The sequence below is a fragment of the Chitinolyticbacter meiyuanensis genome, from assembly GCF_008033135.1.
Classification (GTDB): domain Bacteria; phylum Pseudomonadota; class Gammaproteobacteria; order Burkholderiales; family Chitinibacteraceae; genus Chitinolyticbacter; species Chitinolyticbacter meiyuanensis.
In genome coordinates this window covers 3,488,750-3,512,289 of record NZ_CP041335.1, presented here as the reverse complement: position 1 = coordinate 3,512,289, position 23,540 = coordinate 3,488,750, and the positions used below count along the sequence as shown (strand labels likewise).

The 23,540-nt window shown below is 60.4% G+C and carries 39 protein-coding genes and 1 pseudogene; 21 read left to right on the top strand and 19 right to left on the bottom strand.

The features are described from left to right. Positions 1–99 precede the first annotated feature (99 nt). The 6 genes from FLM21_RS16815 to FLM21_RS16790 form a co-directional block, all read right to left on the bottom strand. Positions 100–822, bottom strand: coding sequence for a hypothetical protein (locus tag FLM21_RS16815; protein WP_148716671.1), 723 nt, complete (start codon positions 820–822; stop codon positions 100–102). 254 nt (positions 823–1,076) lie between these two features. After that, a complete protein-coding gene (locus tag FLM21_RS16810) occupies positions 1,077–1,469 on the bottom strand; it encodes an Ltp family lipoprotein (protein WP_148716670.1) in 393 nt (130 codons plus the stop codon). Positions 1,470–2,475: 1,006 nt separating this feature from the next. Further along, complete coding sequence (locus FLM21_RS16805) at positions 2,476–3,369, bottom strand: hypothetical protein (protein ID WP_148716669.1); 894 nt, start codon at positions 3,367–3,369, stop codon at positions 2,476–2,478. Beyond that, positions 3,366–3,644: a hypothetical protein gene (locus FLM21_RS16800; RefSeq protein ID WP_148716668.1), complete on the bottom strand. Its 279-nt coding sequence runs from the start codon at positions 3,642–3,644 to the stop codon at positions 3,366–3,368. Before FLM21_RS16800 ends, FLM21_RS16805 begins: the two co-directional genes overlap by 4 nt. 75 nt (positions 3,645–3,719) lie before the next feature. After that, positions 3,720–4,109 carry a hypothetical protein gene (locus FLM21_RS16795; RefSeq protein WP_148716667.1) on the bottom strand — a complete coding sequence of 130 codons (390 nt, stop codon included), beginning with the start codon at positions 4,107–4,109 and terminating at the stop codon, positions 3,720–3,722. Positions 4,110–4,154: 45 nt separating this feature from the next. Then, on the bottom strand, positions 4,155–4,538 hold the full coding sequence (locus FLM21_RS16790) for a hypothetical protein (RefSeq protein WP_148716666.1): 384 nt from the start codon (positions 4,536–4,538) through the stop codon (positions 4,155–4,157). Positions 4,539–4,769: 231 nt separating this feature from the next. Here FLM21_RS16790 and FLM21_RS21735 point away from each other — a divergent pair. Then, a pseudogene (locus FLM21_RS21735) lies at positions 4,770–4,826 on the top strand (hypothetical protein); the annotation flags it as partial. Here the strand turns inward: FLM21_RS21735 and FLM21_RS16785 are convergent. The 3 genes from FLM21_RS16785 to FLM21_RS16775 form a co-directional block, all read right to left on the bottom strand. Next, a complete protein-coding gene (locus tag FLM21_RS16785) occupies positions 4,826–5,140 on the bottom strand; it encodes a helix-turn-helix domain-containing protein (RefSeq protein WP_148716665.1) in 315 nt (104 codons plus the stop codon). The pseudogene FLM21_RS21735 and the gene FLM21_RS16785 overlap by 1 nt on opposite strands. A 199-nt stretch (positions 5,141–5,339) precedes the next feature. Then, positions 5,340–5,912: a hypothetical protein gene (locus FLM21_RS16780; protein WP_148716664.1), complete on the bottom strand. Its 573-nt coding sequence runs from the start codon at positions 5,910–5,912 to the stop codon at positions 5,340–5,342. Further along, positions 5,909–6,328, bottom strand: coding sequence for a helix-turn-helix domain-containing protein (locus FLM21_RS16775; protein ID WP_148716663.1), 420 nt, complete (start codon positions 6,326–6,328; stop codon positions 5,909–5,911). The genes FLM21_RS16780 and FLM21_RS16775 overlap by 4 nt, the downstream gene beginning before the upstream one ends. A gap of 147 nt (positions 6,329–6,475) precedes the next feature. Between FLM21_RS16775 and FLM21_RS20930 the strand changes: the two genes are divergently transcribed. Then, a complete protein-coding gene (locus tag FLM21_RS20930; protein WP_187359955.1) occupies positions 6,476–6,625 on the top strand; it encodes a hypothetical protein in 150 nt (49 codons plus the stop codon). Between the two features lie 128 nt (positions 6,626–6,753). On the opposite strand, the gene FLM21_RS16765 is transcribed toward FLM21_RS20930, so the two are convergent. Then, complete coding sequence (locus tag FLM21_RS16765; RefSeq protein WP_148716661.1) at positions 6,754–7,014, bottom strand: hypothetical protein; 261 nt, start codon at positions 7,012–7,014, stop codon at positions 6,754–6,756. A gap of 153 nt (positions 7,015–7,167) precedes the next feature. Then, positions 7,168–7,410, bottom strand: coding sequence for a hypothetical protein (locus FLM21_RS16760; protein ID WP_148716660.1), 243 nt, complete (start codon positions 7,408–7,410; stop codon positions 7,168–7,170). Between the two features lie 245 nt (positions 7,411–7,655). Here FLM21_RS16760 and FLM21_RS16755 point away from each other — a divergent pair, with 245 nt between their 5' ends. The 3 genes from FLM21_RS16755 to FLM21_RS16745 all read left to right on the top strand — a co-directional run bounded on the left by FLM21_RS16755 (position 7,656) and on the right by FLM21_RS16745 (position 9,005). After that, positions 7,656–7,934 (top strand): ogr/Delta-like zinc finger family protein, encoded by a 279-nt coding sequence (locus FLM21_RS16755; RefSeq protein ID WP_148716659.1) that lies wholly within the window; start codon positions 7,656–7,658, stop codon positions 7,932–7,934. Between the two features lie 104 nt (positions 7,935–8,038). Next, complete coding sequence (locus tag FLM21_RS16750) at positions 8,039–8,509, top strand: replication endonuclease (RefSeq protein ID WP_148716658.1); 471 nt, start codon at positions 8,039–8,041, stop codon at positions 8,507–8,509. Positions 8,510–8,522: 13 nt separating this feature from the next. Then, positions 8,523–9,005 (top strand): hypothetical protein, encoded by a 483-nt coding sequence (locus FLM21_RS16745; protein WP_148716657.1) that lies wholly within the window; start codon positions 8,523–8,525, stop codon positions 9,003–9,005. Between the two features lie 11 nt (positions 9,006–9,016). Here FLM21_RS16745 and FLM21_RS16740 read toward each other — a convergent pair whose 3' ends face one another. Continuing rightward, positions 9,017–9,490, bottom strand: coding sequence for a hypothetical protein (locus FLM21_RS16740; protein ID WP_148716656.1), 474 nt, complete (start codon positions 9,488–9,490; stop codon positions 9,017–9,019). A 167-nt stretch (positions 9,491–9,657) separates the two neighbouring features. On the opposite strand from FLM21_RS16740, the gene FLM21_RS16735 reads away from it, so the two are divergent. The 11 genes from FLM21_RS16735 (at position 9,658) to FLM21_RS16705 (ending at position 15,518) form a co-directional block, all read left to right on the top strand. Next, entirely contained in the window at positions 9,658–11,667 is a 2,010-nt protein-coding gene (locus FLM21_RS16735; RefSeq protein ID WP_148716655.1) for a replication endonuclease, read from the top strand. Between the two features lie 11 nt (positions 11,668–11,678). Further along, positions 11,679–12,083: a hypothetical protein gene (locus FLM21_RS16730; RefSeq protein WP_148716654.1), complete on the top strand. Its 405-nt coding sequence runs from the start codon at positions 11,679–11,681 to the stop codon at positions 12,081–12,083. Next, a complete protein-coding gene (locus tag FLM21_RS20925) occupies positions 12,076–12,228 on the top strand; it encodes a hypothetical protein (protein ID WP_187359954.1) in 153 nt (50 codons plus the stop codon). Before FLM21_RS16730 ends, FLM21_RS20925 begins: the two co-directional genes overlap by 8 nt. Further along, a complete protein-coding gene (locus FLM21_RS20920; RefSeq protein WP_187359953.1) occupies positions 12,225–12,395 on the top strand; it encodes a hypothetical protein in 171 nt (56 codons plus the stop codon). Before FLM21_RS20925 ends, FLM21_RS20920 begins: the two co-directional genes overlap by 4 nt. Next, positions 12,395–12,595 carry a hypothetical protein gene (locus FLM21_RS16725; protein WP_148716653.1) on the top strand — a complete coding sequence of 67 codons (201 nt, stop codon included), beginning with the start codon at positions 12,395–12,397 and terminating at the stop codon, positions 12,593–12,595. Before FLM21_RS20920 ends, FLM21_RS16725 begins: the two co-directional genes overlap by 1 nt. After that, positions 12,592–12,735, top strand: coding sequence for a hypothetical protein (locus tag FLM21_RS20915; RefSeq protein WP_187359952.1), 144 nt, complete (start codon positions 12,592–12,594; stop codon positions 12,733–12,735). Before FLM21_RS16725 ends, FLM21_RS20915 begins: the two co-directional genes overlap by 4 nt. Next, the gene (locus FLM21_RS16720) at positions 12,719–12,952 is read left to right on the top strand and encodes a hypothetical protein (RefSeq protein ID WP_148716652.1); all 234 of its coding nucleotides are present in this window, start codon (positions 12,719–12,721) and stop codon (positions 12,950–12,952) included. Before FLM21_RS20915 ends, FLM21_RS16720 begins: the two co-directional genes overlap by 17 nt. Beyond that, entirely contained in the window at positions 12,952–13,089 is a 138-nt protein-coding gene (locus FLM21_RS20910; protein WP_187359951.1) for a hypothetical protein, read from the top strand. The genes FLM21_RS16720 and FLM21_RS20910 overlap by 1 nt, the downstream gene beginning before the upstream one ends. Positions 13,090–13,092: 3 nt before the next feature. Continuing rightward, complete coding sequence (locus FLM21_RS16715; RefSeq protein WP_148716651.1) at positions 13,093–13,356, top strand: DUF4224 domain-containing protein; 264 nt, start codon at positions 13,093–13,095, stop codon at positions 13,354–13,356. Next, positions 13,356–14,357 carry a tyrosine-type recombinase/integrase gene (locus tag FLM21_RS16710; protein ID WP_148716650.1) on the top strand — a complete coding sequence of 334 codons (1,002 nt, stop codon included), beginning with the start codon at positions 13,356–13,358 and terminating at the stop codon, positions 14,355–14,357. Before FLM21_RS16715 ends, FLM21_RS16710 begins: the two co-directional genes overlap by 1 nt. A 477-nt stretch (positions 14,358–14,834) precedes the next feature. Then, the gene (locus FLM21_RS16705; RefSeq protein WP_148716649.1) at positions 14,835–15,518 is read left to right on the top strand and encodes a glycosyltransferase family protein; all 684 of its coding nucleotides are present in this window, start codon (positions 14,835–14,837) and stop codon (positions 15,516–15,518) included. Positions 15,519–15,626: 108 nt separating this feature from the next. Here the strand turns inward: FLM21_RS16705 and FLM21_RS16700 are convergent, their stop codons facing one another. Then, positions 15,627–16,145, bottom strand: a complete 519-nt coding sequence (locus tag FLM21_RS16700; RefSeq protein ID WP_148716648.1) for a hypothetical protein — start codon at positions 16,143–16,145, stop codon at positions 15,627–15,629. A gap of 629 nt (positions 16,146–16,774) precedes the next feature. Here FLM21_RS16700 and FLM21_RS20905 point away from each other — a divergent pair. The 3 genes from FLM21_RS20905 (at position 16,775) to FLM21_RS16690 (ending at position 17,784) form a co-directional block, all read left to right on the top strand. Further along, positions 16,775–16,999: a phage integrase central domain-containing protein gene (locus FLM21_RS20905; protein WP_373281774.1), complete on the top strand. Its 225-nt coding sequence runs from the start codon at positions 16,775–16,777 to the stop codon at positions 16,997–16,999. Between the two features lie 149 nt (positions 17,000–17,148). Continuing rightward, on the top strand, positions 17,149–17,502 hold the full coding sequence (locus FLM21_RS16695) for a hypothetical protein (protein ID WP_148716647.1): 354 nt from the start codon (positions 17,149–17,151) through the stop codon (positions 17,500–17,502). Between the two features lie 27 nt (positions 17,503–17,529). Beyond that, on the top strand, positions 17,530–17,784 hold the full coding sequence (locus FLM21_RS16690; protein ID WP_148716646.1) for a hypothetical protein: 255 nt from the start codon (positions 17,530–17,532) through the stop codon (positions 17,782–17,784). An 82-nt stretch (positions 17,785–17,866) separates the two neighbouring features. On the opposite strand, the gene FLM21_RS16685 is transcribed toward FLM21_RS16690, so the two are convergent. From FLM21_RS16685 to FLM21_RS16675, 3 genes are all read right to left on the bottom strand, one after another. Continuing rightward, complete coding sequence (locus FLM21_RS16685; protein WP_148716645.1) at positions 17,867–18,505, bottom strand: DNA-3-methyladenine glycosylase I; 639 nt, start codon at positions 18,503–18,505, stop codon at positions 17,867–17,869. Continuing rightward, positions 18,502–18,801, bottom strand: a complete 300-nt coding sequence (locus FLM21_RS16680; RefSeq protein WP_148716644.1) for a YciI family protein — start codon at positions 18,799–18,801, stop codon at positions 18,502–18,504. Before FLM21_RS16680 ends, FLM21_RS16685 begins: the two co-directional genes overlap by 4 nt. A gap of 66 nt (positions 18,802–18,867) precedes the next feature. Then, positions 18,868–19,449 (bottom strand): TetR/AcrR family transcriptional regulator, encoded by a 582-nt coding sequence (locus FLM21_RS16675; protein ID WP_148716643.1) that lies wholly within the window; start codon positions 19,447–19,449, stop codon positions 18,868–18,870. A gap of 255 nt (positions 19,450–19,704) precedes the next feature. On the opposite strand from FLM21_RS16675, the gene FLM21_RS16670 reads away from it, so the two are divergent. Continuing rightward, positions 19,705–20,037: a YciI family protein gene (locus tag FLM21_RS16670; RefSeq protein ID WP_148716642.1), complete on the top strand. Its 333-nt coding sequence runs from the start codon at positions 19,705–19,707 to the stop codon at positions 20,035–20,037. Positions 20,038–20,179: 142 nt separating this feature from the next. Here the strand turns inward: FLM21_RS16670 and FLM21_RS16665 are convergent, their stop codons facing one another. From FLM21_RS16665 to FLM21_RS16655, 3 genes are all read right to left on the bottom strand, one after another. Continuing rightward, positions 20,180–20,698, bottom strand: coding sequence for an O-acetyl-ADP-ribose deacetylase (locus FLM21_RS16665; protein ID WP_148716641.1), 519 nt, complete (start codon positions 20,696–20,698; stop codon positions 20,180–20,182). 40 nt (positions 20,699–20,738) lie between these two features. Next, positions 20,739–21,395, bottom strand: a complete 657-nt coding sequence (locus FLM21_RS21135) for a DUF1398 family protein (RefSeq protein ID WP_222846717.1) — start codon at positions 21,393–21,395, stop codon at positions 20,739–20,741. 119 nt (positions 21,396–21,514) lie between these two features. Beyond that, on the bottom strand, positions 21,515–22,402 hold the full coding sequence (locus FLM21_RS16655) for a LysR family transcriptional regulator (protein WP_148716640.1): 888 nt from the start codon (positions 22,400–22,402) through the stop codon (positions 21,515–21,517). 100 nt (positions 22,403–22,502) lie between these two features. Here FLM21_RS16655 and FLM21_RS16650 point away from each other — a divergent pair, with 100 nt between their 5' ends. Then, positions 22,503–23,489 (top strand): DMT family transporter, encoded by a 987-nt coding sequence (locus tag FLM21_RS16650; RefSeq protein ID WP_148716639.1) that lies wholly within the window; start codon positions 22,503–22,505, stop codon positions 23,487–23,489. Positions 23,490–23,540 lie beyond the last annotated feature (51 nt).

The following is a 23,540-nucleotide window of genomic DNA, read 5'->3' as shown; positions in this document are numbered from 1 at the left end:
CGCACATTGAACACGAAGTACAACCGATGGAGGGTAGACCGCCAGAAACAAAAAAGCCCGCGATCGCGGGCTTTTTTCAAGTGTACAGTACGATTAACGCTAGGCCTTGCGAAGTCTGCCACGAAGCACATCGATCGCATGTTCAAGAGATTGCTTCTGCTCGTCGTTCCACGGGACGTACATCTCAGAGCAGGGTGCATCAACGCTAAGCGCGCCGTCTAAAAGCTTACGCTTCATGCGATGAACCTTGGCATCGTTCGCCGCCGCCTCTTGGAAAGGCACAACTTTCCTGTCCCGTATGTACATAACATATCCCCGATCGACCAAAGAAGTAACAACGTGCTCGATGCGAGCACTATCTTTTAGATTGTTACTACCGTTGACAAGGTCCGTGAATTTTACCTCACCCCCTGTCATTACGTCTCTTTCCTTAGCAGTTTCTACTGCTTTTATTACACATTTGTTTTGCTTGAAGCAAGGGATCGCATGGATGGCACCAGAACCTGCGAAGTAGCCTTCGGGCAGCTCATGGCCGGATCCCTGCTTGTTCAAGCATTCTCCATCAGGAGCGCTAAACAGCCTCATAACGATAGACGTTCCGTCTGCTTCCACAGCTGGATGCGGTCCCTGAAGGTCTGTGCGCAACCAATCTTGCCACTCTTGAATCAGCTGACCATTCCCAGCGAACAAGGCACAGGCCTGCAAATGAGGCAAAAGCAAAATCTTGTCAAACCCAGAATCATCTATGTAAACCAATCGCTCATCAAGCTCTTTCGACCAACGGGAGTCTGCAGACATCCGCTTGGTTGCATAGTCAAACACGTTCGTAGTCATTTTTTTATTTTTCCCCAGAGTAGGACGTTTTTTCCGTTTGTCTACCACCTATGAATACACTTTTTCGGGCAGAAGGTGTCTTCGGGCTTCCGAACGGCATGCCAGGGGCATGTCGATGAAGTTGCCCCAGAACTGCGAATGCGTGCTCAGACGGTTTTGTAAGCGATAGCGCTCGCCCTGAGCGCGCCTCTGCCACGCGCGGTGTCTACCAGGCGCTTTTCGGTCCGCCTGCTGACCTGCTGTCAGCAAGCGCCAGCCTGTTGCGCCCCGTAGGTGGCTTGGCTCTTTGTGTATCCATCTCCGGCACTGGATGAAAGCTGCTCAATGAGGCCTTTGCACGAGAACCCGGAGATGCTGAGGTATTGCTTTGCAGACCTCACTGCCTGCTGATTCCAATCAACTTTCAGGCTATCCACCGCCACGGTAGCATCGGCAACTTTATAGCCGTCGCCCGCATCTGCTGAGAGCTGCTGGATAAGCCCGTTTCGTGAGAATCCAGAAATGCTGAGGTATTGCTTTGCAGATCTAACCGCATTCTGTTGGGGGCCAGTTAAACCTTGTGCCCAGGTAGGCATTATCCAGAAAACGCTGGATGCAACAAGCATGACCCAGGTTGGCTTGAATGTTTTTTCCATGTATTGCTCTTTGATAAAATTACTGCGTGAATTTATAGATTTCAAGCGGAATATTGCTTGGGATTTTGAATGGAAGTTTATTCGCATGGGAAGCGCCTACTGAAAGCAATAGTTGTGATAAGCTCTATCGAAGTGTCTTCTTTCCATTTTTTTCCTGAAGAGGGACTCCTTACTTCTTGGTCTATCACTGAAAGAATTATTTCTTGATCAAGCGCCAAATTGTTCGGCATGCAAAACAATGGTTTCTGTTTGTTGGCTTGCAGTACGATGTTAGCCCAGAAGACACCTCTGCCGACGCCAACCAAGTAGTCATTAAATGAGCTTTGGCTTTTTTTGAATTCATAGTAATAGCGGACAGGTATGTCTGCCAGTGTCCGTTGTGAGATGCATGCACTGCACAGTGCTGTGCCCACAATGATTTTCGAGAAATGTTTTATTTTCATATGTTGTGTTACTCAGCAATGAAAAGCCCGCCATCGCGTCGATGATGCTGTGAAAACTGAAGATTGACGTGCCTAATAGGGGTTGGGGCCATTGGCGCAGCTAATCGTGTTGTGCCAAAACACCGTGCCAGACCCTCCATATTGAGGGGGCAGCAAGCCTTTTGCCACTGTAGTGTTTGCTATGAATGCTTCGTCTGTATGTGATAGCCCTTGCTTCCGAAGTTTTACTAGGGCGAAACAATTGGCGGCCACCTCATTCGAGGTGGGGATTGCCAGATGCGCACATTCATGTATTTTGATAAATTCTTGGAGGAGAGGGGGGTTACTCCAGAATTGTGGGCCGTACGTAATTATGGGGTGCCCGTCAGGCGTATATTGTGCTAGGGCCTCGTAAAATCCTGTTGTTCCGTGTACTTCATAAGCTTGTACAATTTGCCCGGTGAACTGGTTTTTTGCCATGCATACTGCGTAAGCATTGCTCGCGAAGCAAAGCAAAAATAAGATTAGAAATCTTTTAATAAACATTCGGTTCTCCACTTCTAAGTGTTGGCTTTCTTGCAGCGTTATAGCACCCAAGCCCCAAACAACACTCCGCCAAACGCAGCCATCGCAGCCACAGCCATCCACCGCCCGCGCAGCTTGTGCAGCGCCACGGCGTGATCCACATCCTGCTGCGTCTCCCGCCCGCGTGCTGTTTCCACCAACTTCTTCAGCTGATCCCGCTCTTCGCGCAGCCAGGTAATCGTTGCCTGCCTTTCGCTGTCCTGTTTGCCTTGCACACTGCGGGTTGCCGCGCGGTAGGTATCGAGTTCACCGCGCACCTTGGCCAGCTCCTCCGCATGTGCCCGATCCCGCTTGTCCTGGATATTCCGCGCTGCCGTCTTCAATGCCTGGCCTTCGCGCATCAGCTTCATCATCTGCGCGCGGTTCTCGGCGCATTCGGGGCATTCGGCTTCCACGGTGGTGGTGCCGGTCAGGGTGTCGAGGTGGGCCAGCACGCCCTGCAGTTGTTCGAAGGTCAGATCCTTCAAAAAGCTGCTGCCGCATTGCCGCAGTGCGAAGTCGTTCACGCGCTGGCGTAGGCCGCCGTCTTCGCTGGTACGGGTCAGGATCAGGCGCAGTAGCCGGCCGCGCTTCTTGTCGCCCTTCAGCGAATCGATCTCTTGCAGCAGTGCTGCCTCGGCCTGCGGGAAGAGGGCCGTGGTGAGCTGCTGCAGGCTGCGGCCGGTGGCACGGTGCACCAGCTTCCACGCGCGCCGCGCTTCCTGCTCGCACACGCTGCCCTTCAGTTCCTGGATCTCGGTCACCAGCTGATGCAGCCGCTCGCGTTGCGCGCCAATCAGGCCGCCGGCTTGGTCTTGGTTGGCGGCGCGCTCCATCTTCAGGCCGCCGTGGATGGTCACCGAGCCATGGGCCACCAAACCCACGTCGCCGGCGATCCGTTGCCCTTGGTTCATGCTGGCACTTCCTCACCCACAAACCGGAATACGTCGTCGAAGCCACGGCCGGCGCCTTCGTTGGCGAAGCCACGGTTCTTCAGTTGGTTGGTCAGGCGGGTGTATTCGGCCGCGCCCCAAGCGCGCACGCGGCGGTAGACCATGCCTTGCTCGTCGGCGATGCCCACGTCCATGCGCTTGGCGCCGCCGCCCCAAAAATCGGCTGCGGCTTTGATGGCTTCGCTCACGGCGCCGTCATAGTTCGGGCGCTGCGGGCTAAGATATGAATGTTCCATAGTAGGGCATCCTTATATTTATTTGCCATAAAAACGCGCTGGCTAAGCGCGTGGCGAGGGATGGCGGTTGTTGGGCTAGGAGGTCAGCAGCTTTTCGCACTGCACCCTGGAGCGGGTATAGGCGCGGCCCTCGGGCGAATTGGGCAGCAGTTGCTTGGCGTGCAGGCTGGCAGAGGCGTAAACCTGAAAGCGGTCCAGCGTGCGGGCGCACGCGGCATAGGCTTGGTGATCGAGGGAATCGCCCACCCGCTTCCAGCGGTCGCGCATGCTGTCCACTTGCGGCGAGATGCGCTCGCGGTAGGTGGCTTCATCGCCAAACGGCACCAGATCATCCAGGGTGCTTTCGGCGCGCGTGACCTCGCCAAGGGAAACCACGGCCAAGCCGTAGCCATCCAGCCCGGCGCTGGCCAGCGGCGCCAAGCAAAGCGAACAGCAGGTAATCCACTTTCTTGTACTGACGATCATGTTTGTATCCCCCCGATACGCACTATTGACGGCGCTGGCGCTCAATTACATCTGTTGTTCCATTTTGGATTCGGGCGCGCGCGCAGCTTCGCGTAGTTCAATGCATGCAGTGCGAAGCAACTTGGCCGCCGTTTCATCATCGAAACCGGACACATCAACATCGATCGCACCCTCGGCGGAGAGCTTGGCGGTCACGCGGCGGCCGTCATGCCGGCGTAACCACGCCCTCACAGTGGTCGCAACTGCTGTCACAGTCGCTGGCACAGCAAGTACCGTGAGCACATCGATCACCACCGGTGCAACATTCGCAGAAAATCGATGAACCGTTCTGAGCTCAATACCCGCAGATTTGAAATCGTTCGTGAGCGATTCGTAATCGTTGCTGTACAGCTCAATTCGAAAAGGGGCTTGCATGTTTTTTACCGTCATTGAATATCACCTTGGCCGGCTCTCGCTCTGGCAGCGGTTCCGGTTGGAAATCTTCGTTGCTCTGGTTCTTCTGCTTGCACCTACGCCCGGTCGTATCCGGATACAGCCACTGGGTGGCACGCTGCAGGAAAGGCAACGCATTCATCGTCGCATTACCTGGTATGTCCACCCTGTTGCCCAAGCTGTACTCACCTTGATCTTTTGTTGGGCACCATTCTTGTTGATCTGTAGCTGGCTTGCCTTTCTCCGCTAATTGCTATTGCGTGTGCTCTTTCTGTTCAGTCCACCTACGCAAACGAACTGCTCGCGAGCAAGGCCACCAGTGCGGCCGAGCGCGCTTGCAATGGAGAGCTCCGGTAAGCAGCAATCAAATGCTGTTCGTCCATGCTCAGCGCCACTGGCGTCCGTTCTCCGGTCACCACATAGAGCACATCCACGCCTATCGCCGCCCACTGTTTCAGGCAGACCGCATTGGGAGACTGCTCACCTGCTTCGTAATTCGCAAAGGTCCGCCGGGCGATGCCGCAGGCTTCCGCAAAGGCTTCCTGGTTCAATCCAAGGCGAAGGCGCTCGTCGCGGATGCGCTGACCGGTCAGGTTCATGCCTTATCCCACCTTTAATCGTGCTGCCGCCAAGTGCTGTGCCAGCATCTGGCACGCCTTCTGGCTACTGCGTTGTTGCTGCGCTCGAACAATGATCCGGTTGTTCATGTGCGCGGGGTTCGTGATGTCGAGGTCAGCAACACGTTGGGTCATTTGCAATACCAGATCAGTCGGGCCAACTTTCTACCTGCCAATCAGTTCACCCTCCCGGGTAACGCTGCAGCAGCCGTTGCTGAAGCCGGTCCTGCTTCTTAAAGAGATCCAGCAGCTCTTTGATCAGTGCTTTGGGCAGGCGCGATGGATCGAAATCGTCGCGCTGCTCGGTAACGCTTGGGTGGTTGAAAATTTCCGTTTGGCGCTGCGCCAGAAAAAGAAACTGCTTCACGTCTCGGTCGTTCACAAGCGGGCGGCGGATGTTGTCGATCTTCTTGCCGGTATCGGTCAGGCGGGCATCAGGCAAAAAAGTGATCGTGCGGTACGCCCCGTCCCGTCGTGGCGCGATGTCGATCAGCTCACCGGTTGGGTTGGCCCAGGCTGCGTGGTATTCCGCCTCAATAAATGCCCCCGGCCATTCCCATATCGCCCAGCCCAGCACCATGTGGCCGCCATGGGCGGCGCAGTGATCTGAAACCACCTGGATGCATTGCCCCACTTCGGCGCCCTCAACGAGGTCGCATGGGATGGCGATGGCTTTGCTGTCAGGGGCAACATCCGCCGTAAATGCCATGACATGGGGTTCGCCAACAGGCGCGGCGATGATGGGGGTGCTCACTTTTTCTTCCCGCCCATATTGAAGCCGCCTTCGATCGTGACGTTGCCGGCCACGTTCTGGCCGAGGTCGCCGGCGACTTGGATCGAGGCGGGCGCGGCGCCGGCGAGCAGGCCGGCCAGGGCGGCGGCGCGCACCGGTGGCGGTGCGGCGTCATAGGCCGCGACCAGCTTCTGGTGCTCGGTAGCGTGGAGATAGGGGTCAGGTCGGCCGGTAAGCAGAAACACAAGATCGACCCCTAGCGCTGCTATTGCATCCAAGTATTTGGTATCAGGGTGCCGTTCGTCGGCTTCGTAGTTGAGCTGAGTCGTCTTTGAGACGCCCCCAATGGCCCCGAATTCCTTTTGATTCAGCCCTACTCGCTCCCGCTCGGCACGCAGCCGGTGGCCAAAGGTCATAAAAATTTTACCTGTACCCATTGCAGGTCAAGTTTTTTTGACCTAGCATGCAGTTGTGCTCAATAACTACGGTTGATCATAGCAACCATGTCAGCAAATGGACAGCTTCCTCGTGCCAGGCGGCGTGCGCCCAATGGTGTCGAAACTGGCAAGCCCGTCTGGGTGCGCATGCGCGCCGGCGAGCGTGCTTGCTTCGATGCCCTGAATGCCGAAGCGGGTTACACCAATGGCGAGTTCGGCCGGCAAATGCTGGTGAAAGGTTTGCGCGCCGAGGCCGAGGAAAGCGGCCGGGCAGACTTACTGGATCGCTTGCTATGAAAGCTAATCGTAAAGCCTGTCGGTTCCAAGTGAAGCGGACCACGCCGTGGCTGACGACTGCCGAGGGTGTGCGGGGCGTCACACCCGCTTTACGGGTGAAGTTGGCAGCGCCGGGCGCTGTGGCTACGTCAGTACGATTTCACGTACAGCGACAGCAGCCGGGTGTCGTGGGCCTGCTCGGGCGCCCCCAGCAGCAAGGCCACATCCTGTCCGCGCTCACTGGGTGCGATGAACAATCTGCCCAGCACAGGCAGGTTAAATCCATCCACGCGCACCCAGTCGCCGGATTGGGGCAGCAGCCCTTTCCAATTGATGTGCTTCAGCGGATGGGGGCCGAGCCCAGCTTCCGCTTCCATCGTGTAGATGAGCCGGAGTTTCAGTTCCGCCATGAGTACTCCCCCACGTGCAGCCGTGGGTTGTCCGGGTTCGTGTATAGCGGGGCAAGCACTGTACCCGTCGGCACCCTTCAATTGGCCTACGCCGACAGGAGGCGCCCTGCGGCGGCAGCCGGGCAAACACTGCATGGCGACGCTGCGCTACCCCTAGTGCGAACGCAACCCGTCGTAGCGCAGCGCGAGCTGTACCTGCGCGGGCAGGCCCGGGGCCATGGGCACAAAGGTGCGGCTCTCGATGCGGAAAGCAATGTTTTCCAGCTGCAGGGAATCGCCTGTGCTGGGCAGGAAGGGGAACTCCCAAACCAGAGAGGGCGGGCGCAATTCAATGGGCAGGACGTCTTTGGTGTCTGGTGTGTACACCAGCGTCAGGCTGAGGGGTGCTTCGCTCATGTCGGCTAGCGTTCCTTGCAAGGGCCTCGTGGCTGGGCGGAATCGCCGGGGCGAGGCGCTGTTAAAGAAGTTCGTCAGCGGGCAGGTAATGCCGTGCGAGTAGATAAATTTAGCGCAAGAAAAAAACAAATGTCTTTCAGTTCAACGACAGTTTGTCGGAAAGAACAGAAGAGCGGCAGGCACCAGAAGATGCCTACACCCGCCGGTGTATTGGGTAACGACATCGAGTGAAACGGGGATATCCCATGACTGCAACCACCACCAAAGACACCGGCAATACCCAGTTCCTGTGCCCCAAGTGCGGCGGCCACACGGTAACGCGCACCAGCTGCTATGTGTCGCCCACCGTGAAGCGCGCCACCAACCAGTGCAAGAGCTGTGGCAGCCGGCTGAACATCGATTGCCAGGTCACCGAATTCCTCGAGGCGAGCTTCGCGCCCAACCGCGCCGTGTTCATGCATGGCGAGCGGCAGGGCGCCGCCAACGATGACAGTCAGCCGGGCTTGAACTTCAGCCCCAGCTGATACCCCGGCGGCCTGGCCGCCCTCGCTTCCCACCTCTGCCAACCCCTCGCTCCATCATGCCCGCCGGGCCGTGAGGGGCGAACTACGCCCAAGGAAATCGCACCATGTCGCATCCGCACGCCGCAACGCGCTTCGAACGCTTCCGCTGGACCTTGCTCGGCATGGAGCAAACCGCGGCCGATCAGGGGCTGGTGGGCCTGTTCGCCACCATCACCCCGCCCAGTGTGCCCATGCCGCCGGCGCTGGCCGATATGGCGCTGGAGGCGGAATGGCGCCAGGCGCGGATCATGATGTCCCGCGCGGGGCTCAGCGTGTATGGCTGCAGCATCCGCGAAACCTATGCCCGCTGCGGCACGCCGCACCGCAACCTGATGCTGTGGATCACCCCGGAAAAGGTAGAGCAGGTGCAGCTGCTGCTGGCCGATGCCTTTTGCGATGCGCAGATCGATCGCATCAAGGCCTTTGCCTTCACGCCGGCATCGGAGGTGGCGAGGTACGTGGCCAAGTACTTTCAGGCCTGCCTGCACCTGGGCGATGCCGAGGTGATGCCCCGCGCCCGCCTGGTGCAGCTGTAACCGGCCCGCCACCATGCACGCGCCCACCACGCCCCAGGCCGCCACCGCCCGCGCCGATCTGCTGGCTACGGTGCACGCTATGCCCGGCCGGCACATCGTGCCGGATGTGCTGCCATTGCCGGAGGACATCATCGCCCGCGGCCTGGCGCTGGATCGCCGCCGCGAACAAGCGTGGCAGCTGCCCGCCGCCTATGAAGCCCCGCGCCGCTCGATCGAGCGCCCGCTCACCAAGCGCCAGCGCGACGCCATCCATGATCTGGCCGGGGAGCTCTACAGCTTTGCCGAAGACGTGCAGCCCCGCCTGCAGGCACTGGCCCTGGCGAACGTGGCCGGGCTGGAGCTGCACCAGCTGCGCGGCGTGCTGGTCTCGATCGGCCTGCTGGTGGCTGCTCTGGATCGCCGCCTGGACCAAGACGAATGCGCCCGCTCCCGCGGCATGGTGCATTCCCCACTCACCCGCGCCGAGCCGGCATTGGATGAGAGGGCTGCAGCGTGAATCGGTTGAGATCAGGAAATCGTGGCCAGCATTCGCGCCCAGCGATTGGTGGTGCTGTGGTGCTCCGCAGCCACGCCGGTTTGCTGGCAGGCATCGTTGTAGGCCACGGCACGCAAGCCATCGATGATGGGGTGGGGCTCGTTCAACAGCTGATTGATCTGGCGTTCGCGCTCTGCGGCGTCGAGCGCGTGAAGGTTGCTCTGCAGTTCGCTCCAGCGCCGCTGCATATCGCTGAAGGTGTACACCTTGTCGCCCGGGGCGATCAGCAGATCCAACACGGAGACAAAGCAGACCAGCAGGCCGATGAATCCGGCCATCCATGGCCACAGTGTGATCAACGTCACGACAGCAGCCATGCCTGCCAGCAGATTCAGCCCGGTGAAGATCATCCGCATCTTGGAATACAGGTGCCGGTGCCGTGCGTTCAGCGCGAGTGCGTAGCGCAAGGTGAAGTCGGTTTCGAACGGCGTGCGGATTTCAGACATGGCTATTTCCCTTTGGGATCGGGCGGCACCGGTTTCGGTAGCTGCTGGTCGCGGAAGTGGTCGGGTTGTTCCATGGTGGTTCCCTTGCCTGAATATGGTTGTGTCATCGGGGGATGCGCGGCCGATTCTAGCACCGGGAACTACCGCCTCTCGGGCGGGGGCCGGGTATGACACACGTACATATCCCGGTGCCCCTGCCGCGCACCATCACCACGCTGCGCGAGCGCGTGCGCCGGCAGGAGCGTGCCGCTGCCCGTGGCCTGCTGTATGGCCTGCCGGAAGAGCTGGTCTATGCCGCCATGGGCGCGTGGATCAGGCGCCGCGGCAAGGTAGAGCTGCAGCCGAATGCGGATCACGTGGACGGTGCGGAATCCAATCGCCGCCTGGTGGATGCCAATCGCTGGGCGCGGGAATTCGGTGCCGAGCTGCGTGCCACCGGCCTGCCGCTGCAAAAGGATGACGACGAGCTGGTCAGCATGGCCCGTGTGGCGGCGGATGAGTGCGCCCGCATCCTGGCCCAGGCGGAAACCGGCGAGGTCTTCAAGGTGCGCGACGGCGATCGCTTCGTGCGCCGCCCACGCTATGTGTTCGAAGCCTGGTTCAAGGCAGAAGAGGCCGGCATCGTGGCGCCGCTGCACGAGCTTTCCGAAAAGCAACGCGCCTACGTGGTGCGCCGCCTGGGCGATGAGAAGTTCTGGCGCGGCCGGCTCAAGCGCCGCGTTACCGGCGCGCTGGAGCATGCCTATGTCTGCCTCGGCGAAGTGAAGCGTACGCGCTCGGCCTACCTTTCCGAGCCCACCTATCGGCGCCTGCGTGCCCGTGCCCGCCGGAACCGGCTGATGCTATCCGCGGCCGAAGCCACCAACGAAAGCGGTTATACCGCCACGCTTGATGAGCTGAGCCAGAAGAGCGTGAGCAATCCAGCCATCCGCCGCACCGAGCTGATGGTGCGTGCCCGTGGCATGGAAGAGGTGGCCAAGGCGGCCGGCCTTTCGGCCTGGTTCGTTACGCTCACTGCGCCAAGCAAATACCACCCCAGTAGCGACAAATACGGCATGGCCGGCCGACCGCGCTTCACCGCGCGCGATGTGCAGGACTACCTGTGCGCGCTGTGGGCCAGGGCACGCGCCCAGTTCAAGAAGCACGCCATCGCACCGTTCGGCATCCGGGTGGTGGAGCCACATCACGACGGCTGCCCACACTGGCACCTGTTGCTGTGGGTGGCCAAGGATCGCGCTACCAAGATGCTGGCCATCCTGCGCGCCAAGGCGCTGGAAGAGGATGGTACCGAGGCCGGTGCTGCCGACCACCGCATGAAGGTGGAAGCCATCGACCCGAGCAAGGGCAGCGCGGTTGGGTACATCTCGAAATACCTGGCCAAGAACATCGATGGCCACCGCATGGATACCGACGATGAATCGGGCCTATCCGCCGAGGATGGCGCCGATCGTGTGGCCAAGTGGGCCAGCAATCACCGCATCCGCCAGTTTCAGACCTTGGGCACGCCGCCGGTCACGGTCTGGCGCGAGCTGCGCAAGGCCGATCTCTTCGCCAGCGAAAACGAAATGATGCTGCGCGAGCTGCACCGTGCCGCGGACCTGGGCGATTGGGCCATGTTCATGCAGGCGTGGCGCACGATCAGCGCCGGCTACAAGGTGATGTTCGAGCACGAGCAGGAAGCTTGCCCGGATACCGGTGAGCAGCAGCTCCCGTCCAACCGCTTCGGCGAGCCCGTGCTGCGCCGTGCCGCCGTGGTGGTGCGCGAGGTGGTGATGCGTGGCCGGCGCCTGGTCTGTGGCGAGGTGATCGAGCGGGTGCAGACCAAGCTGCACAGCTGGTCCATCGAGTGGGGCCGCCGCCAAGAGCTGATCAAAGACAGCGAACGCCAGCAGGTGGATGTGTTTGAGCGCAGCGGCGCAGCCGCGAGCACTTGGACCTGTGTGAATAACTGTAACCAGCCCGAAGCCACCGCCCGCGAAGTGGCCCGGCTGGAACGCCAAAACGCCGATTCCGCCGCCGCGTGGCGCCGGGATCTGGACCTCGCCATCACCGGCGGCACCTGGGATCGGGCCGGCCGCTGGAACCCTGCACCGGCATCCGGGCCGGCGATCGCCACCTCGCCCGGATTCTCCCCGCCGCCCGCACCGCCGGACCGCCCGCGGCCATCCCTGCACTGAGGAAACAGACCATGGATCAGAACCATCAAGACACAGTTACGTCCGCCACCATCGAAAACGCGTTCCATGACTACGGTTGGGCGTTGAGCCGCCTGCTCGATGCGGAAGGCGCGCTGCGTGAAGCCGAAGCGAAGGAGAGCGAAGCAGGCGGCGCGCTGTGCCAGCTGCTGGCCGCCGCGCGCGATCAGGGCTTGTTTCAAGGCGAGTTCGTTTCCGTGCCGAACTTTCGCGGTGAAGGCACTGCGCTGCTGCGTTTGGAACAGGGCGCTGACGGCAGCCTGCGGATCGCGGATTGCCGCGTGGGCGTGCTGTCGGGCTACGACATCGGCCGCAGCGCCGAACGCCGCGAGAAGGAGGCCGAGCAGCAGGCGCAAGCGGCGGAATCCGACCACCCGCAAGAGGTGGCCAATGCGTAGCCATATCCGCATCGTCGAGTTCATCGACGCGACCGAGCTGTTCGACATAGTGCGGCTGTTCCGCGGCATGGGCTATCGCGTGGTGGCCATTGATATCGACAGCTACCGCGCCTCGAAAAACGTGCCGTACGGGGTGGCCGCATGATCACCCTCAAGGTTTTTGACCTCACCAGCAGCGACGTCGATCACGAGTGCATGCCGCTGTGCCCGCTCTGCGATCAGCCGGTCATGGACTACGAACCGGCCGCCATTGGCACAGCCGCCGGCGCGAAGTGCCTGGTGCATGAGGACTGCGCGACGGAGGGCCAGTGATGCGAGCTGCCCTGAAAGCCTTCGCCTACTTCCTCGGCGGGCTGGCCATTGCTGTGGCCACGCTCTCCGCCATGACGGGAGCGCTGCTGTTCCTCGGCGGCACGGTCGGCGCCGTGGTGGCGCTGGCCTGCCTGGTACCGGCGGCTCACGCCTACTGCCGCCTCGATGCCGCGCTCTATCCCGAGGCCGACGCGCCGTGATCAGCCACAACGCCCACGTCCTGCTCTGGCTGCGCTGGCGCCACTGGTGCGCCAGCCGCGCCGGCGCGTGGATCGCCGCCGAATCCATTGCCCGCAAACACAACGACGAACAAGGGGGAAACCGTGTCCCGACAATTTGACCTGGCCAGCGACCTTGAACAGCTGAGCCGCGAGCACGCCATCGAGGCCGCCCGCACTGGCGCCAAGCGCGAAACGCCGGCGCCGTCTGGCACCTGCCCGTGGTGCGAGGAGCCGGCGCCGGCCGGCGCGACCTTCTGCGCCGCCGAGTGCGCCAGCGACTGGCAGGAACACCACGCCAGGGTGAGCCGCGCTGCCCGTATCAACGGAGCAAAGTGATGGACTACCGCGAATACGACGATTTCCACGTCATGCCGCGCCAAGCGGCGCCGGCAGCGGATGCGTTTGAAGAGCCTTGGCCACTGGCCTCGCGCTATCCGGCCGATCTGGTCGAGTCCGATGGTGGGGAGGCCTGAGCCATGATCACGCCCGCTGGCCCGCAGCCGTTGATGGTGATCACGCCGAGCCCGTGGCTATCCCGCCAGGAGCTGGTCGACCTTGTGGGAGACGACAAAGCGGCGCGAGTGCGCCATTGGCTGAAGAAAAACCAGATCCCGTTCCTGCTCGCGCTCAATGGCTGGCCCCAAGTGAGCCGCGCCAAGGTACGCGAAGCATTGGGCGAGCAGCTGGCCGGCGACAGCCAGGAGCAGGGATTTCAACCGAACTTTGGTGCGCTGGGTTAATGGGCCGTCCGCGCAGTAAGAACAGCGATCTACCGGCGCGCATGTTTGCGCGGAAAGGGAAGAAGGGCACCACCTATTACTACCTTGCTGCGCGGCCTGATGGCAGCGGCAGTGATTGGGTGAACCTGGGCAAGGATCGCGCTGCAGCTTTTGCTGAATACGGGCGGCTCGATTCCGGTACGGACACCCGAGCGCCGTCGAACATCGTTTCAGAGCTGATCAAGCGCTACCAGCGCGAGGTATACCCGACCAAGGCCGCAGAAACCCAACGCAAGAACGATCAGGAGTTCAAGCACATCGAGGCCGTATTCGGCGCTATGCCGATCGACGCCATCAAGCCGGTTCATGTACGCAAATACCTCGACCTCCGCGGTAAGACCGCGCCGGTGCGCGCCAACCGCGAGAAGGCGTTGCTCTCTCACCTGTTCAATAAGGCGCGTGAATGGGGCATCACCGAGGCGCAGAACCCATGCTCCGGCATCACCGGCCACAAGGAAACCGGCCGGCAGGTGTACGTGTTCGATGAGGACTACCGCGCTGTCTATGCCGTGGCCGAGCCGCCGCTGCAGGACGCGATGGATCTGTATCTGCTGATTGGCCAGCGCGTAACCGATGTGATCCGCCTGATGCGTACCGACATCAAGGATCGCCGTCTGTGGACCCGGCAAAACAAAACCAAGAAGCTGGTGGGGATGGCGATCACCGGTGAACTGGAAAAGGTGATCGAGCGCATCCTGGCTCGCGAAGTTGAGCCCGGCCACGTTGCATCAAACCATCTGATTCGGGACGCGAAAGGGCAGGGCCTGACCTACGCCAAGCTGCGCGGCATGTTCGACCGCGCTCGCAAGGCCTCGGGTGTGATCTTCCAGCTGCGAGACCTGCGCTCGAAGAGCGCCACCGACGAGCTGGACCTTGCCGTGGCAAACGAAAGGCTAGGGCACTCGACGGTGACGATGACGAAGCACTACCGGAAGGCGATCAAGGTTGATCCACTGCGATAGTGCGGGCGCTGGCACCAGTTGCCCGCTAAATCGGTCTCGCTGAGCCTTCTTCCAAAGGAGCTTAGCGAGAGGCTGGTGTTCCGGTGAGGCGACCGCTGGCTCGGTTTAGGCGTAGCTGCACGATCGCCTGCGCTGTGGTTCTGATGCACTTGGGACGCCGGGATGCAGTTTGGTATCGATGAGTTTCTGACTTAATGCCAATTATTTTCTTACTTGATTGGTATTTTTTTGAGCGTATGCTAGCAGCCTGGTCATACTCGATGCGCTCAAACGCCCTTTTTCCCTTTGAGGTGCGCGCACAGCGCTGGCCACTCTCCTCGGCTAGGTATCTGCCTCCGCCTGGCACCTTGTGCCCTTCGTGCCCACGTTATTCAGGGCTGCGATTCTTCATCGCACGGTGGCAGCACTGCGCAACCCGCCAGTGTTTCGGCTCATCGCGCGGCATGGGTACTTTGGACGGTGCCCAAGGAGTAGACCATGTCACCAGTTCTTCTTGGTTTGACTGGCCCGAAAGGCGCCGGCCGCCTCACTGCCACTAATCATCTGATCAAGCACCACGGTTTCACTGCAATGAGCTTCCAAAGCATCGCAGTACAAGAGATTTGCCATTGCTGGGTAGTTCCGCAGCGCGTTTTCGACAATGCCACGGGCTCTATTTTGCCAAGCCGTTATCTTTGCCTGCGACGCTGCAACAACGAAAAGTTTGTGACGTGGGTGCTGCAGCACGAACTGAACCGCGGAGCTTTGACGAAGGACCAGAGCTCACTCCACACCCTAGAGCTTGCGCGCTCTCCCACTTGGATCATGGCCATGTGGTGCGCATGGCGTACAAGCCAGGACGAGGTTCATTTCCTAACCAAGCTTTACAAGCGAATCAAGGCTCAAGGTGCGGAAAACGTGGTGATCAACGATGTACAGCCTCAGAACACCGCTCATCCCCACTTGGCTGCAACGGTAATTCATAGCGGTGCCGAAGCCGAGCTGTGGCAAATCGATAAGCCAGAACCGTTTGATGAGCGTGATTTTCTATACCAACCGTTCCCGTCAGAGCTGGTTGATCGCTTCCTTCCAAACGTTGGCAGCGTAACCACATTCCTGGAGCTGATCGACCTGCATCTGGCAAATTGGAAATTCAATATCAGCAAGCGCTTTGCAGGCTAATTTCAGTGCTGGAACAATCGCATATGCACTACATGTGCTCGCCCAATGCATCAGGGAGCACAAAAGTGCTCCCTGATGCTGATCAGAACGAAGTCTGGTGCTGATGCTTTAAAGCTTGGAGCGCTGATCAATCCGTGACCACGAAGCGCGGGCGGCCTCGCGTGCATCGTCCCATTCCAGCGTCGAATCGCCACGGTTGACGTAATAGTCATCGCGCAGCTCGGTCACAGAAGCCTCAAAGCTGCGGTCCGGATATCGGGTGCGGCCCAGATAGCCCGTGCGGTAGGCAGGTGCGTAGCGCTCGAAATCGCTACCTTGTTCCACATACGGCTCGTTCTGGAAGTTGTTCCGCCAGTACTCATCCTCTTCAGTCGGGTTCACTGCTTCCCCCGCGGCGGAGCCGATCAAGCCGCCGGCGATCGCACCCACTGCAGCACCAACAGCGGTACCCACAGGGCCCACTGTAGAACCCGCTGCAGCTCCAGCCGCCGCAGCTGCACCAATGCCGGCAGCACCGCCTACAGCCGCGCCGATGCCAGTACCAACCGGGTGGGAGCCGGGCTCGTCCGTGATCGGGTCGCGGTTTGCATCCCGATCCTCGCGCTTTTCGTAGTCACCGTGTGCCATGGAAACACTCCTATCGCAGCAGGCGCGGGCCAGAGGCACAACGCCTTCGTTTGAGGCCAAAGGGGCCTGAACGAAGACTACGCCTCACCCCAATCCCGGCATGTAGGCGCACAGCGCAAAACGGTGCAGGAGTTCGAATTGTCTTCTGACATCCAAAGCGAGAAACCGCATGAACAAGCAGACCACCTGCCCGAACCGTCGGCTATTTTTGCTGCAATTTGCTGGATTAAACACCAGCATCGGCGCGGCGTTCCGAGCCAATCGAGGGCTTACGGCCCGTTGCAAAAGCTATCTAAGCGGTTGATCGAAAAGCGAACAATCAAAGATTCAAAATCCCCCGCCGCAAGGCGTGTCGGTTCGAGTCCGACCCCGGGCACCAGAATAGAGTTCTAAGAAGTTCGTAGAAGTGCGTAAACCCCTGAAAAGCCTAGCTTTCGGGGGTTTTTTGTTTCCGGGGTAGTTCGGGGAAGTTCGGCAATGACCGGTGATTTTAGGGATACCGGCAGGTATACGCTCGGTCCGAGCAAGCCCGTATACGTAAATGGCTAGCCGAGGGGATTGATCCGGTCGAGTAGAAGCAGCGCCGTCGAGAGCAGGCCGCGCTGACCATTCCCAACAGCTTCGAGCATGTGGCCGAGGAGTGGCATACCAAGAGCTTGGTTCGGTGGACGCCGGATCACGCCAGGCGTGTGCTGCAGCGCCTGGAGGCCGATATCTTCCCCAACCTCGGCCCGCGTGCCGTCGATACCCTGAAAACCCGTGATCTACCGATGCTGCTGCGCAAGGTAGAGATGCGAGGGGCATTCGACCTTGCCAGCGGCCTACGGCAGCTCGTGACCGGAATCATGCGTTAGGCGGTGCAAACCGATCTGATCGAGAGCAATCCGGCTGCGGATCTCACTGGTGCGCTTGCCCCAAGCAAGCAGACTTATATGGCCGCCTTGCCGATGGAGTGGCTTCCCGAGCCGGCAGTTGTCCTGCAACCCTAATATGGAGCGGTTTCATGAACTGGGAGCCAACAACAGAAACAGAACTATGGGACAAGATCATCCAGGCGGAAACACGCATGGATGCAGAGCAATCCCGGCTGTGGGAATTATTGAAGGTGATGCCGATGAAATGGCAGCAACACCCGTATGGGGATGCGGGTGGTGGCTTCTGGGTAGTTGGACTGATCGGTAGTCTGGTGGTGTGGTTGAACGATATTGAGGATGGATTCAATGTCTCTCAGTACCGCACCTTTGGGTGCAATCAGGACGATCTTGAACTGGTTGTGCAGTCCATTGCGGATGCCATTCTTCGTGGGTACTCGTTTGCAAGGTGCGGGCCGCCGCAAAATATTGAACCGAAGTCGTGAGCACGTTTTCCACATGGGGTGAAGCGTATGGCGTATTGGGTTTGGATTCCGCTGGTGTTCGGTTTGGTGGCGTTGACGCTGAGCGTGGTTGGTTTGGTGTTTGGCTTGATGGCGGTGCCCACCATCAACGAAAAGCTGGGGATGGTCTGTATTCTGGTTCCGGTGCTGGTGCCGATTGTTTGCCTGCTCAACTATCGGAAGACCAAGTATGCCAGCAACTTCTTTTTGGGCAGTTTAGCTGCCGTGTTGCTGGCCGGTGTTTCAGCGGTACTCGTTTTATAGCGGGCAGCGATGGGCTACGGCGCGTGGATGCAAACCCCAAGGCCACCGCTGGCAGCGCTGCCCAAGGGCTTCTTATCCGGCTTCAGGCATTCGGTTCGGCGAGCGCTGCAAGTGCTCGGGGAGCCGTAAATGCTTCGCGCGCGCGATCCACTTGCTTGGCAATCACGCACTCCGCCACGTGATCGTTCACCAAGCCCATTGCCTGCATAAAGGCGTACACGGTCGTTGGGCCCACGAACTTCCAGCCACGTTGCTTCAGATCCTTGGATAGGGCAGTGGATTCCGGCGAGGTGGAAATCGTTTGCGGTTGGCTAGCGATGCGGGCTTCGTACCGCCAGAAGTAGGCGGCGAGGCTGCCGTATTCCGCTTGAAGGCGTACTGCGCATTGTGCGTTGTTGATCACCGCTTCGATCTTGCCGCGGTGGCGCACGATGCCTTGGTCGAGCAGCAGCTGGGCCACCTGCGCTTCTCCAAACTGTGCCAGCTGATGGAAATCGAAATTGTTGAAGGCCCGCCTGAAGTTCTCTCGCTTGGCCAGGATCGTTCGCCAGCTCAGCCCCGATTGAAAGCCTTCCAGGCAGAGCTTTTCGAACAGGCGGATATCGTCCGCGACGGGAAATCCCCATTCATGGTCGTGATAGGCCTCGAACTCCGGCGCGATGCCGCACCAACGGCAGCGGGGCAGGCCGTCGGTACCTGGAATGGTCGTTGGCGCGCTCATGGCTTGTTGCTCGACAACAGTTCGGCGAAGCCACTGGACATCACCGAAGGGGCAATGGCATGCACCTCGGCAGTCACAACGCCGTGCGCCACGAAGGGATCCTGTGTTACACGGGCGACCAGCGCGCGCTTGTCCACGCCAGTGGCGATGATGGCGCCGCCTTGCGCGTCTTCCAGCGATCCTGCGGCGAGGAAAATGCCGTCGTCGATACCTGCCTGAATCCACTGCTTGTGCGCTGTGGACCATTGAGCTACTTGCGCACGGTTCGGGCCGAACTTGAGAAAGATGACGTACACGGTTGCTCCCGGTGGCGGTTGAGAACTGAAAAGCGGCGTCAGCACAGCTGGGCGGTTGGGGGCCTACTACTGCGATCGCTTGGGGACGAGGGCTTGCAGCCAGTCTTCGATCAGGCCGACTTCGTAGCGGATGAATGCTTCATCGTTGAAGGCGTTGGCAAGTGCCGCAACGCCCTGACTGCGGGCCAACAAATGCATCGCCAAATGGTCCGCGTTGTCCGCCCGGCCCAGCGCCTTGAACTGTTCCCGCAACCAATCGCGGAATTGGCCGAAGATCATGTTGGCATCGCCCCGCGATGGATGATCTACCTTGGCCAGCTCGGTGCAGAGTGTGCCCACCGGGCAGCCGAAGCGCTGAATGGCTTGGCGGTTTTGAATGAGCATCTCAGCGAAACGGCCCAGTCGCGCGAGCGGTGTTGCCTCCTGGTCGAACCATGACTGCAGCATCGCCTGCGTCTTCGCCGCACGCAGCGCAATCACTGCGGCCAGGATGTCGTCCTTGGTTTTGAAGTGGTAATAGAAATTGCCGCGCGAAATGCTCACCAGGCTGGCGATATCGGCGAATGAGGTCTTCTCGTAGCCGCGTTGGTAGAACAGTGCATCGGCGGCTTCAACGATTTGGTCGCGTGTGGTCTGGGTGGTGCTCATGGCGATGTGTAGGTCGGCTGTCCTACATATTATTAGGACGGCTGACCTACGCAGTCAAGCCAGTTGCATGCGATTTGCCATGGATGGGGTTGATTTGCGCAGTGGGCATTGGAAAACGGGCTTCGGCCGTAGAAAACCCTCGCGCTGCCAAGCGTCAAAAGTTGTGCTGGAAGCTTGTGCTCACCCCAGGTTGCCAAGCAGCGGGAGCGCCATTTGCTACCAACGAACCATGGTTCGCTGGCGAGGAGAGACGGCATGGCAAAGTTCATCACGATTGGGTATGGCGACGAGAGGGGCTACGAACATACGGATGCATCGGTGCGCGAAGCCGCGCACGCGCACGACGCGCAATTGCTTGCCGACGGGGCGTTGATCGGCATCGCGGGCAAGCCGGTGCAGGTGAGAAACCACGATGGTGCGGGTGTTCAAACGATCCCAGGTTCCTTCTTGCAAAGCGGCCTGCCAATTGCAGGATTTGCGGTCATCGAGGCGAAGGACCTGCAGGAAGCCATCGCGTTGGTTTCAAAGACGCCATGCGCGGTTGCCCAAGGTGTCGTCGAAGTCTGGCCGCTACAGGAAATGCCCTGATGCCTTTCTTGGCGTAGATGCATGCAGCCCGCTGCTGGGTGCTGCGCGAAGCAAGCCATTTCATGGAGCGGGGGCATATGGACCTCCGCGTTTGGGATGGCGCTTGCCATCCGCATCGGGCTGCCGCTTGCCGGTGGAAGATCTACGCCGCTGTTCCGCTGAGGAGGCCTTCGTAATGCGCCAGATCTTCTGGCGAAAAGCAGCAGAAGATCACTTCTTGAATGGGTGAGCTGTTCGACAAGCTCTCTTTCACTGCTTCAATCGCAACCCGCGCTGCCAAGCCGATGGGATACCCGTAGATCCCGGTGCTGATACTCGGAAAGGCAATCGAAGAGAGGCCTTTTTCAATTGCCAGTGCCATGGCGCGGCGATAGCAACGGGCAAGCGCCTTCGGCTCGCCGTGGCCGCCGCCGCGCCAAACCGGGCCAACGGTGTGAATGACGTATTTCGCATGCAGGCGATAGCCCTTGGTGACTTTTGCATCACCCGTCTTGCAACCTCCGAGGAGCCGACATTCATGCAACAGGTCCGGGCCTGCTGCCCGATGGATTGCACCATCAACGCCGCCACCACCAAGCAAAGACGAATTTGCCGCGTTGACGATTGCGTCCACCTGAAGCGTTGTTATGTCGGATTGAATAGCACGGAGTATGGTTGGCACATCGGCGGCTCAACGTTGGTGCACGCGCGGGGCTGCCGGGTCACACGTCTTCACGCTGCGCGCCCGGAAACCATTCAACATGTTGATCACCTTGGCGGCCAAGATATAGAACGCGTTGGCCTCGCAGGAAAGCGAAGTACGATTGCACTCCTGCATTCATCGCCCGGGTGCAGAACTGCCGAAATTTCTGCCCATTTTGCTGACTGTCCAGAATCGCAGCGCGAAGCTCGGCGACATTGAAGTCACTGGCCACCTTCGGCAAGCCTTCGAACAGCAGGGGCGCAACCACGACGCCGCCAGTTGTGCTGTAGAAGGAGAAAGAGAGTGTCAGGTAGTCCACGTGATAGTACTCCACGCCTTCGTGGACGAGATTGCCAACGATTTCAGGGAAGGGCATCTCGCCTGCGAGCGTTGCTGCTGCCATGTTCAGGACCATATCCGCGTTCATTTGTTTTTCCTTTCCGGGTGAGTCGTTTCCGAAATCGACAGCAGTGTTAGTCCGTACGCAAGCATATTGCGTGCTGCCGACTGGCGGTATGGTTTGAATTGACAGCCTTCCCTGCACATACATTCCAAAGCATATGGTCACGGTAGCGACTGCATAGCGCATGGGGCTTGAGTTGGCGCTGTGATTCGCCGGCAACGTCACGCCGCCTCTCGCAGAGCGAAGGGCTTCAGCAGCCTGGCTCTTCTGCATCTGCGTGCTCATCGGCGTAAGAGGCAATTGCTTCCAGACTGGCGCACAGATATGCAACCCCGATGCTTCAAGCGGTGCCGGGTAAAACGTCGAGCAATGTGCGGTCCGCTATGGCCTGCCTATCCCTCCGGCGCCAGATACGTTACCAACTGCCGCGCGTGTACCGACAGACCTTCCCAGCTCTGCAGGCAGATGCGCAGCTCCCGCGTGGCCCAGGCGTCGTCGAGCGGGATGATCTGCACCGGCTGTTCCAGCGCGTAGCGCGCCGCGGCGGCTTCGGGGAGCATGGCGATGCCGACCTGCTGCGCCACCAGCTGCGCAATGGCGCCGAAGCTCGGCGCACGCACGCGGATCTTCAGCGGGCGGGCGTTGCGGGCGGCCATGTCTTCGATGAAGCGCTGCATGGCGCGTTCCGGAGGCAGGCAGACGAAGGGGAGGTCGAGCGCGGCCTGCAGCCGCACCGCGGTGGCGTTGGCTAGCGCATGACCGCGTGGCACCAGCAGCACCAGCTTGTCCTGGCGGAATGGCAGCGACAGCATGCCTTGGGTAGGCAGATTGCCGTCGAACACGCCTAGCTCCATCTCGCCGGCCTGCACTGCGCTCAGCACATCCACGCTGTTGCGCTCCACCAACTGCAGGTCCACCTCCGGGTAATCGGCAAGAAAGGGGCCGAGCGCCGCAGGCAGGAAGGTGCTGTTGGCCACCGTGGTGGCGGCCAGCCGCAGCGTGATGCGACGCTGGCCGGCAAGATCGCGCAGCGTATCGTTCAGTTTGGCGGTTTCGGCGAGCACCTGTCGTGCGCGATCGAGCACCAGGCGGCCTGCCGGGGTGGCGCTCATGCCATCGCTGCTGCGGGCGAACAGTGTCAGTCCACTACGGGCCTCGAAGTTGCGCAGGCGGTTGCTGGCGGCGGAGACGGCAATGGGGAAGGTGGCTGCCGCCTTGCTCAGGCTGCCGCTGTCCTCGATGGCGAGCAGCAAGCGCAGGTCGATCAGATCGAAGTGCATGGTTTATCCAATAGTGAACGCTGGCTTTGCGAAATACTAATTCTAAGCAAAGTTAGCTTCACTTCAGAATAAGGGTTCCTCACCTCCCGGATTGGATGCGATGAACCCTTGGCACCAGGCGCTCCGGCGCTGGCACACAGATGGTCGCCTGTACGCGGTGCTCTCAGCGGCCGGCTTCAGCCTGAAGGCGGTGTTCGTGAAGCTGGGCTATGCCGCCGGGCCAGTCGATGCGCTCACTCTGCTTGCCATGCGCATGGCGTTGGCCTTGCCGCTGTTCGGCTGGCTGATCTGGCTCAGTCGCCGCGAAGGTCACGCCGAACCGCTGTCACGCCTCGACTGGTTGCGTGTGGTGCTCTTGGGCACCTTTGGCTACTACCTCTCCAGCCTGTTCGATTTCTACGGCCTGGAGTACATCAGCGCCGGGTTGGAACGCCTGATCCTCTATGTCTATCCCACGCTGGTGCTGCTGCTCCATGCCGCGCTCACCCGGCAGCGGCCGGGCAGGCGCGTGGTGCAGGCGATGGCGATCTGCTACCTGGGCCTGGGCGTGGCGTTCGTGCACGACATCAGCCTGGCGGGCCATGGCGCTCAGGTGTTGACCGGCGCGGCCTGGGTGTTTGTCAGTGCGGTGACCTATGCACTTTACTACCTCGGCACCGGCGCCATGCTGAAGCGCTTGGGCTCGATGCGGCTGGCCGGGCTGGCCGGCGCGGTGTCGTCGGTGTTGGTGCTGGGGCACTACGCGGTAGCCGGTTCCCCGGCGCAGCTCACGGTGCTGCCGCCGGCAGTCTGGTGGAACGCTGGCTTGATGGCGTTGCTGTCCACTGCCTTGCCGGTGTACTGGATGGCGCTGGCGATCCAGCGCATGGGCGCGTCGCAGGCCGCCGCGATCGGCAGCCTCGGCCCGGTGCTCACCCTGCTCGCGTCCTGGCTGCTGCTGGGTGAAGTGTTGTCGCTTTACCAGATTGCCGGGCTGGCGTTGGTGATGTTTGGGGTATCGCGGCTGAAGCCGGCGCAACCGGCGCCGGCAGTGGTGCCGCAGTCTGCGGCTGAGATGACGAGCTTGCGGCGTAGTGAGGCCGGATAGCAGTAAAACAAACAGCGACGCCGAGGCGTCGCTGTTTGTGGTTGAGGGCAT

Coding starts and splice junctions, on each gene's coding strand:
- FLM21_RS16810 (WP_148716670.1), bottom strand. CDS start 1,469: ATGGAAAAAACATTCAAGCCAACCTGGGTCATGCTTGTTGCATCCAGC.
- FLM21_RS16805 (WP_148716669.1), bottom strand. CDS start 3,369: ATGAACCAAGGGCAACGGATCGCCGGCGACGTGGGTTTGGTGGCCCAT.
- FLM21_RS16800 (WP_148716668.1), bottom strand. CDS start 3,644: ATGGAACATTCATATCTTAGCCCGCAGCGCCCGAACTATGACGGCGCC.
- FLM21_RS16795 (WP_148716667.1), bottom strand. CDS start 4,109: ATGATCGTCAGTACAAGAAAGTGGATTACCTGCTGTTCGCTTTGCTTG.
- FLM21_RS16790 (WP_148716666.1), bottom strand. CDS start 4,538: ATGACGGTAAAAAACATGCAAGCCCCTTTTCGAATTGAGCTGTACAGC.
- FLM21_RS16785 (WP_148716665.1), bottom strand. CDS start 5,140: ATGAACCTGACCGGTCAGCGCATCCGCGACGAGCGCCTTCGCCTTGGA.
- FLM21_RS16775 (WP_148716663.1), bottom strand. CDS start 6,328: ATGGGTACAGGTAAAATTTTTATGACCTTTGGCCACCGGCTGCGTGCC.
- FLM21_RS20930 (WP_187359955.1), top strand. CDS start 6,476: ATGCGCGCCGGCGAGCGTGCTTGCTTCGATGCCCTGAATGCCGAAGCG.
- FLM21_RS16765 (WP_148716661.1), bottom strand. CDS start 7,014: ATGGCGGAACTGAAACTCCGGCTCATCTACACGATGGAAGCGGAAGCT.
- FLM21_RS16760 (WP_148716660.1), bottom strand. CDS start 7,410: ATGAGCGAAGCACCCCTCAGCCTGACGCTGGTGTACACACCAGACACC.
- FLM21_RS16755 (WP_148716659.1), top strand. CDS start 7,656: ATGACTGCAACCACCACCAAAGACACCGGCAATACCCAGTTCCTGTGC.
- FLM21_RS16750 (WP_148716658.1), top strand. CDS start 8,039: ATGTCGCATCCGCACGCCGCAACGCGCTTCGAACGCTTCCGCTGGACC.
- FLM21_RS16745 (WP_148716657.1), top strand. CDS start 8,523: ATGCACGCGCCCACCACGCCCCAGGCCGCCACCGCCCGCGCCGATCTG.
- FLM21_RS16740 (WP_148716656.1), bottom strand. CDS start 9,490: ATGTCTGAAATCCGCACGCCGTTCGAAACCGACTTCACCTTGCGCTAC.
- FLM21_RS16735 (WP_148716655.1), top strand. CDS start 9,658: ATGACACACGTACATATCCCGGTGCCCCTGCCGCGCACCATCACCACG.
- FLM21_RS16730 (WP_148716654.1), top strand. CDS start 11,679: ATGGATCAGAACCATCAAGACACAGTTACGTCCGCCACCATCGAAAAC.
- FLM21_RS20925 (WP_187359954.1), top strand. CDS start 12,076: ATGCGTAGCCATATCCGCATCGTCGAGTTCATCGACGCGACCGAGCTG.
- FLM21_RS20920 (WP_187359953.1), top strand. CDS start 12,225: ATGATCACCCTCAAGGTTTTTGACCTCACCAGCAGCGACGTCGATCAC.
- FLM21_RS16725 (WP_148716653.1), top strand. CDS start 12,395: ATGCGAGCTGCCCTGAAAGCCTTCGCCTACTTCCTCGGCGGGCTGGCC.
- FLM21_RS20910 (WP_187359951.1), top strand. CDS start 12,952: ATGGACTACCGCGAATACGACGATTTCCACGTCATGCCGCGCCAAGCG.
- FLM21_RS16715 (WP_148716651.1), top strand. CDS start 13,093: ATGATCACGCCCGCTGGCCCGCAGCCGTTGATGGTGATCACGCCGAGC.
- FLM21_RS16710 (WP_148716650.1), top strand. CDS start 13,356: ATGGGCCGTCCGCGCAGTAAGAACAGCGATCTACCGGCGCGCATGTTT.
- FLM21_RS16705 (WP_148716649.1), top strand. CDS start 14,835: ATGTCACCAGTTCTTCTTGGTTTGACTGGCCCGAAAGGCGCCGGCCGC.
- FLM21_RS16700 (WP_148716648.1), bottom strand. CDS start 16,145: ATGGCACACGGTGACTACGAAAAGCGCGAGGATCGGGATGCAAACCGC.
- FLM21_RS16695 (WP_148716647.1), top strand. CDS start 17,149: ATGAACTGGGAGCCAACAACAGAAACAGAACTATGGGACAAGATCATC.
- FLM21_RS16690 (WP_148716646.1), top strand. CDS start 17,530: ATGGCGTATTGGGTTTGGATTCCGCTGGTGTTCGGTTTGGTGGCGTTG.
- FLM21_RS16685 (WP_148716645.1), bottom strand. CDS start 18,505: ATGAGCGCGCCAACGACCATTCCAGGTACCGACGGCCTGCCCCGCTGC.
- FLM21_RS16675 (WP_148716643.1), bottom strand. CDS start 19,449: ATGAGCACCACCCAGACCACACGCGACCAAATCGTTGAAGCCGCCGAT.
- FLM21_RS16670 (WP_148716642.1), top strand. CDS start 19,705: ATGGCAAAGTTCATCACGATTGGGTATGGCGACGAGAGGGGCTACGAA.
- FLM21_RS21135 (WP_222846717.1), bottom strand. CDS start 21,395: ATGCAGAAGAGCCAGGCTGCTGAAGCCCTTCGCTCTGCGAGAGGCGGC.
- FLM21_RS16655 (WP_148716640.1), bottom strand. CDS start 22,402: ATGCACTTCGATCTGATCGACCTGCGCTTGCTGCTCGCCATCGAGGAC.
- FLM21_RS16650 (WP_148716639.1), top strand. CDS start 22,503: ATGAACCCTTGGCACCAGGCGCTCCGGCGCTGGCACACAGATGGTCGC.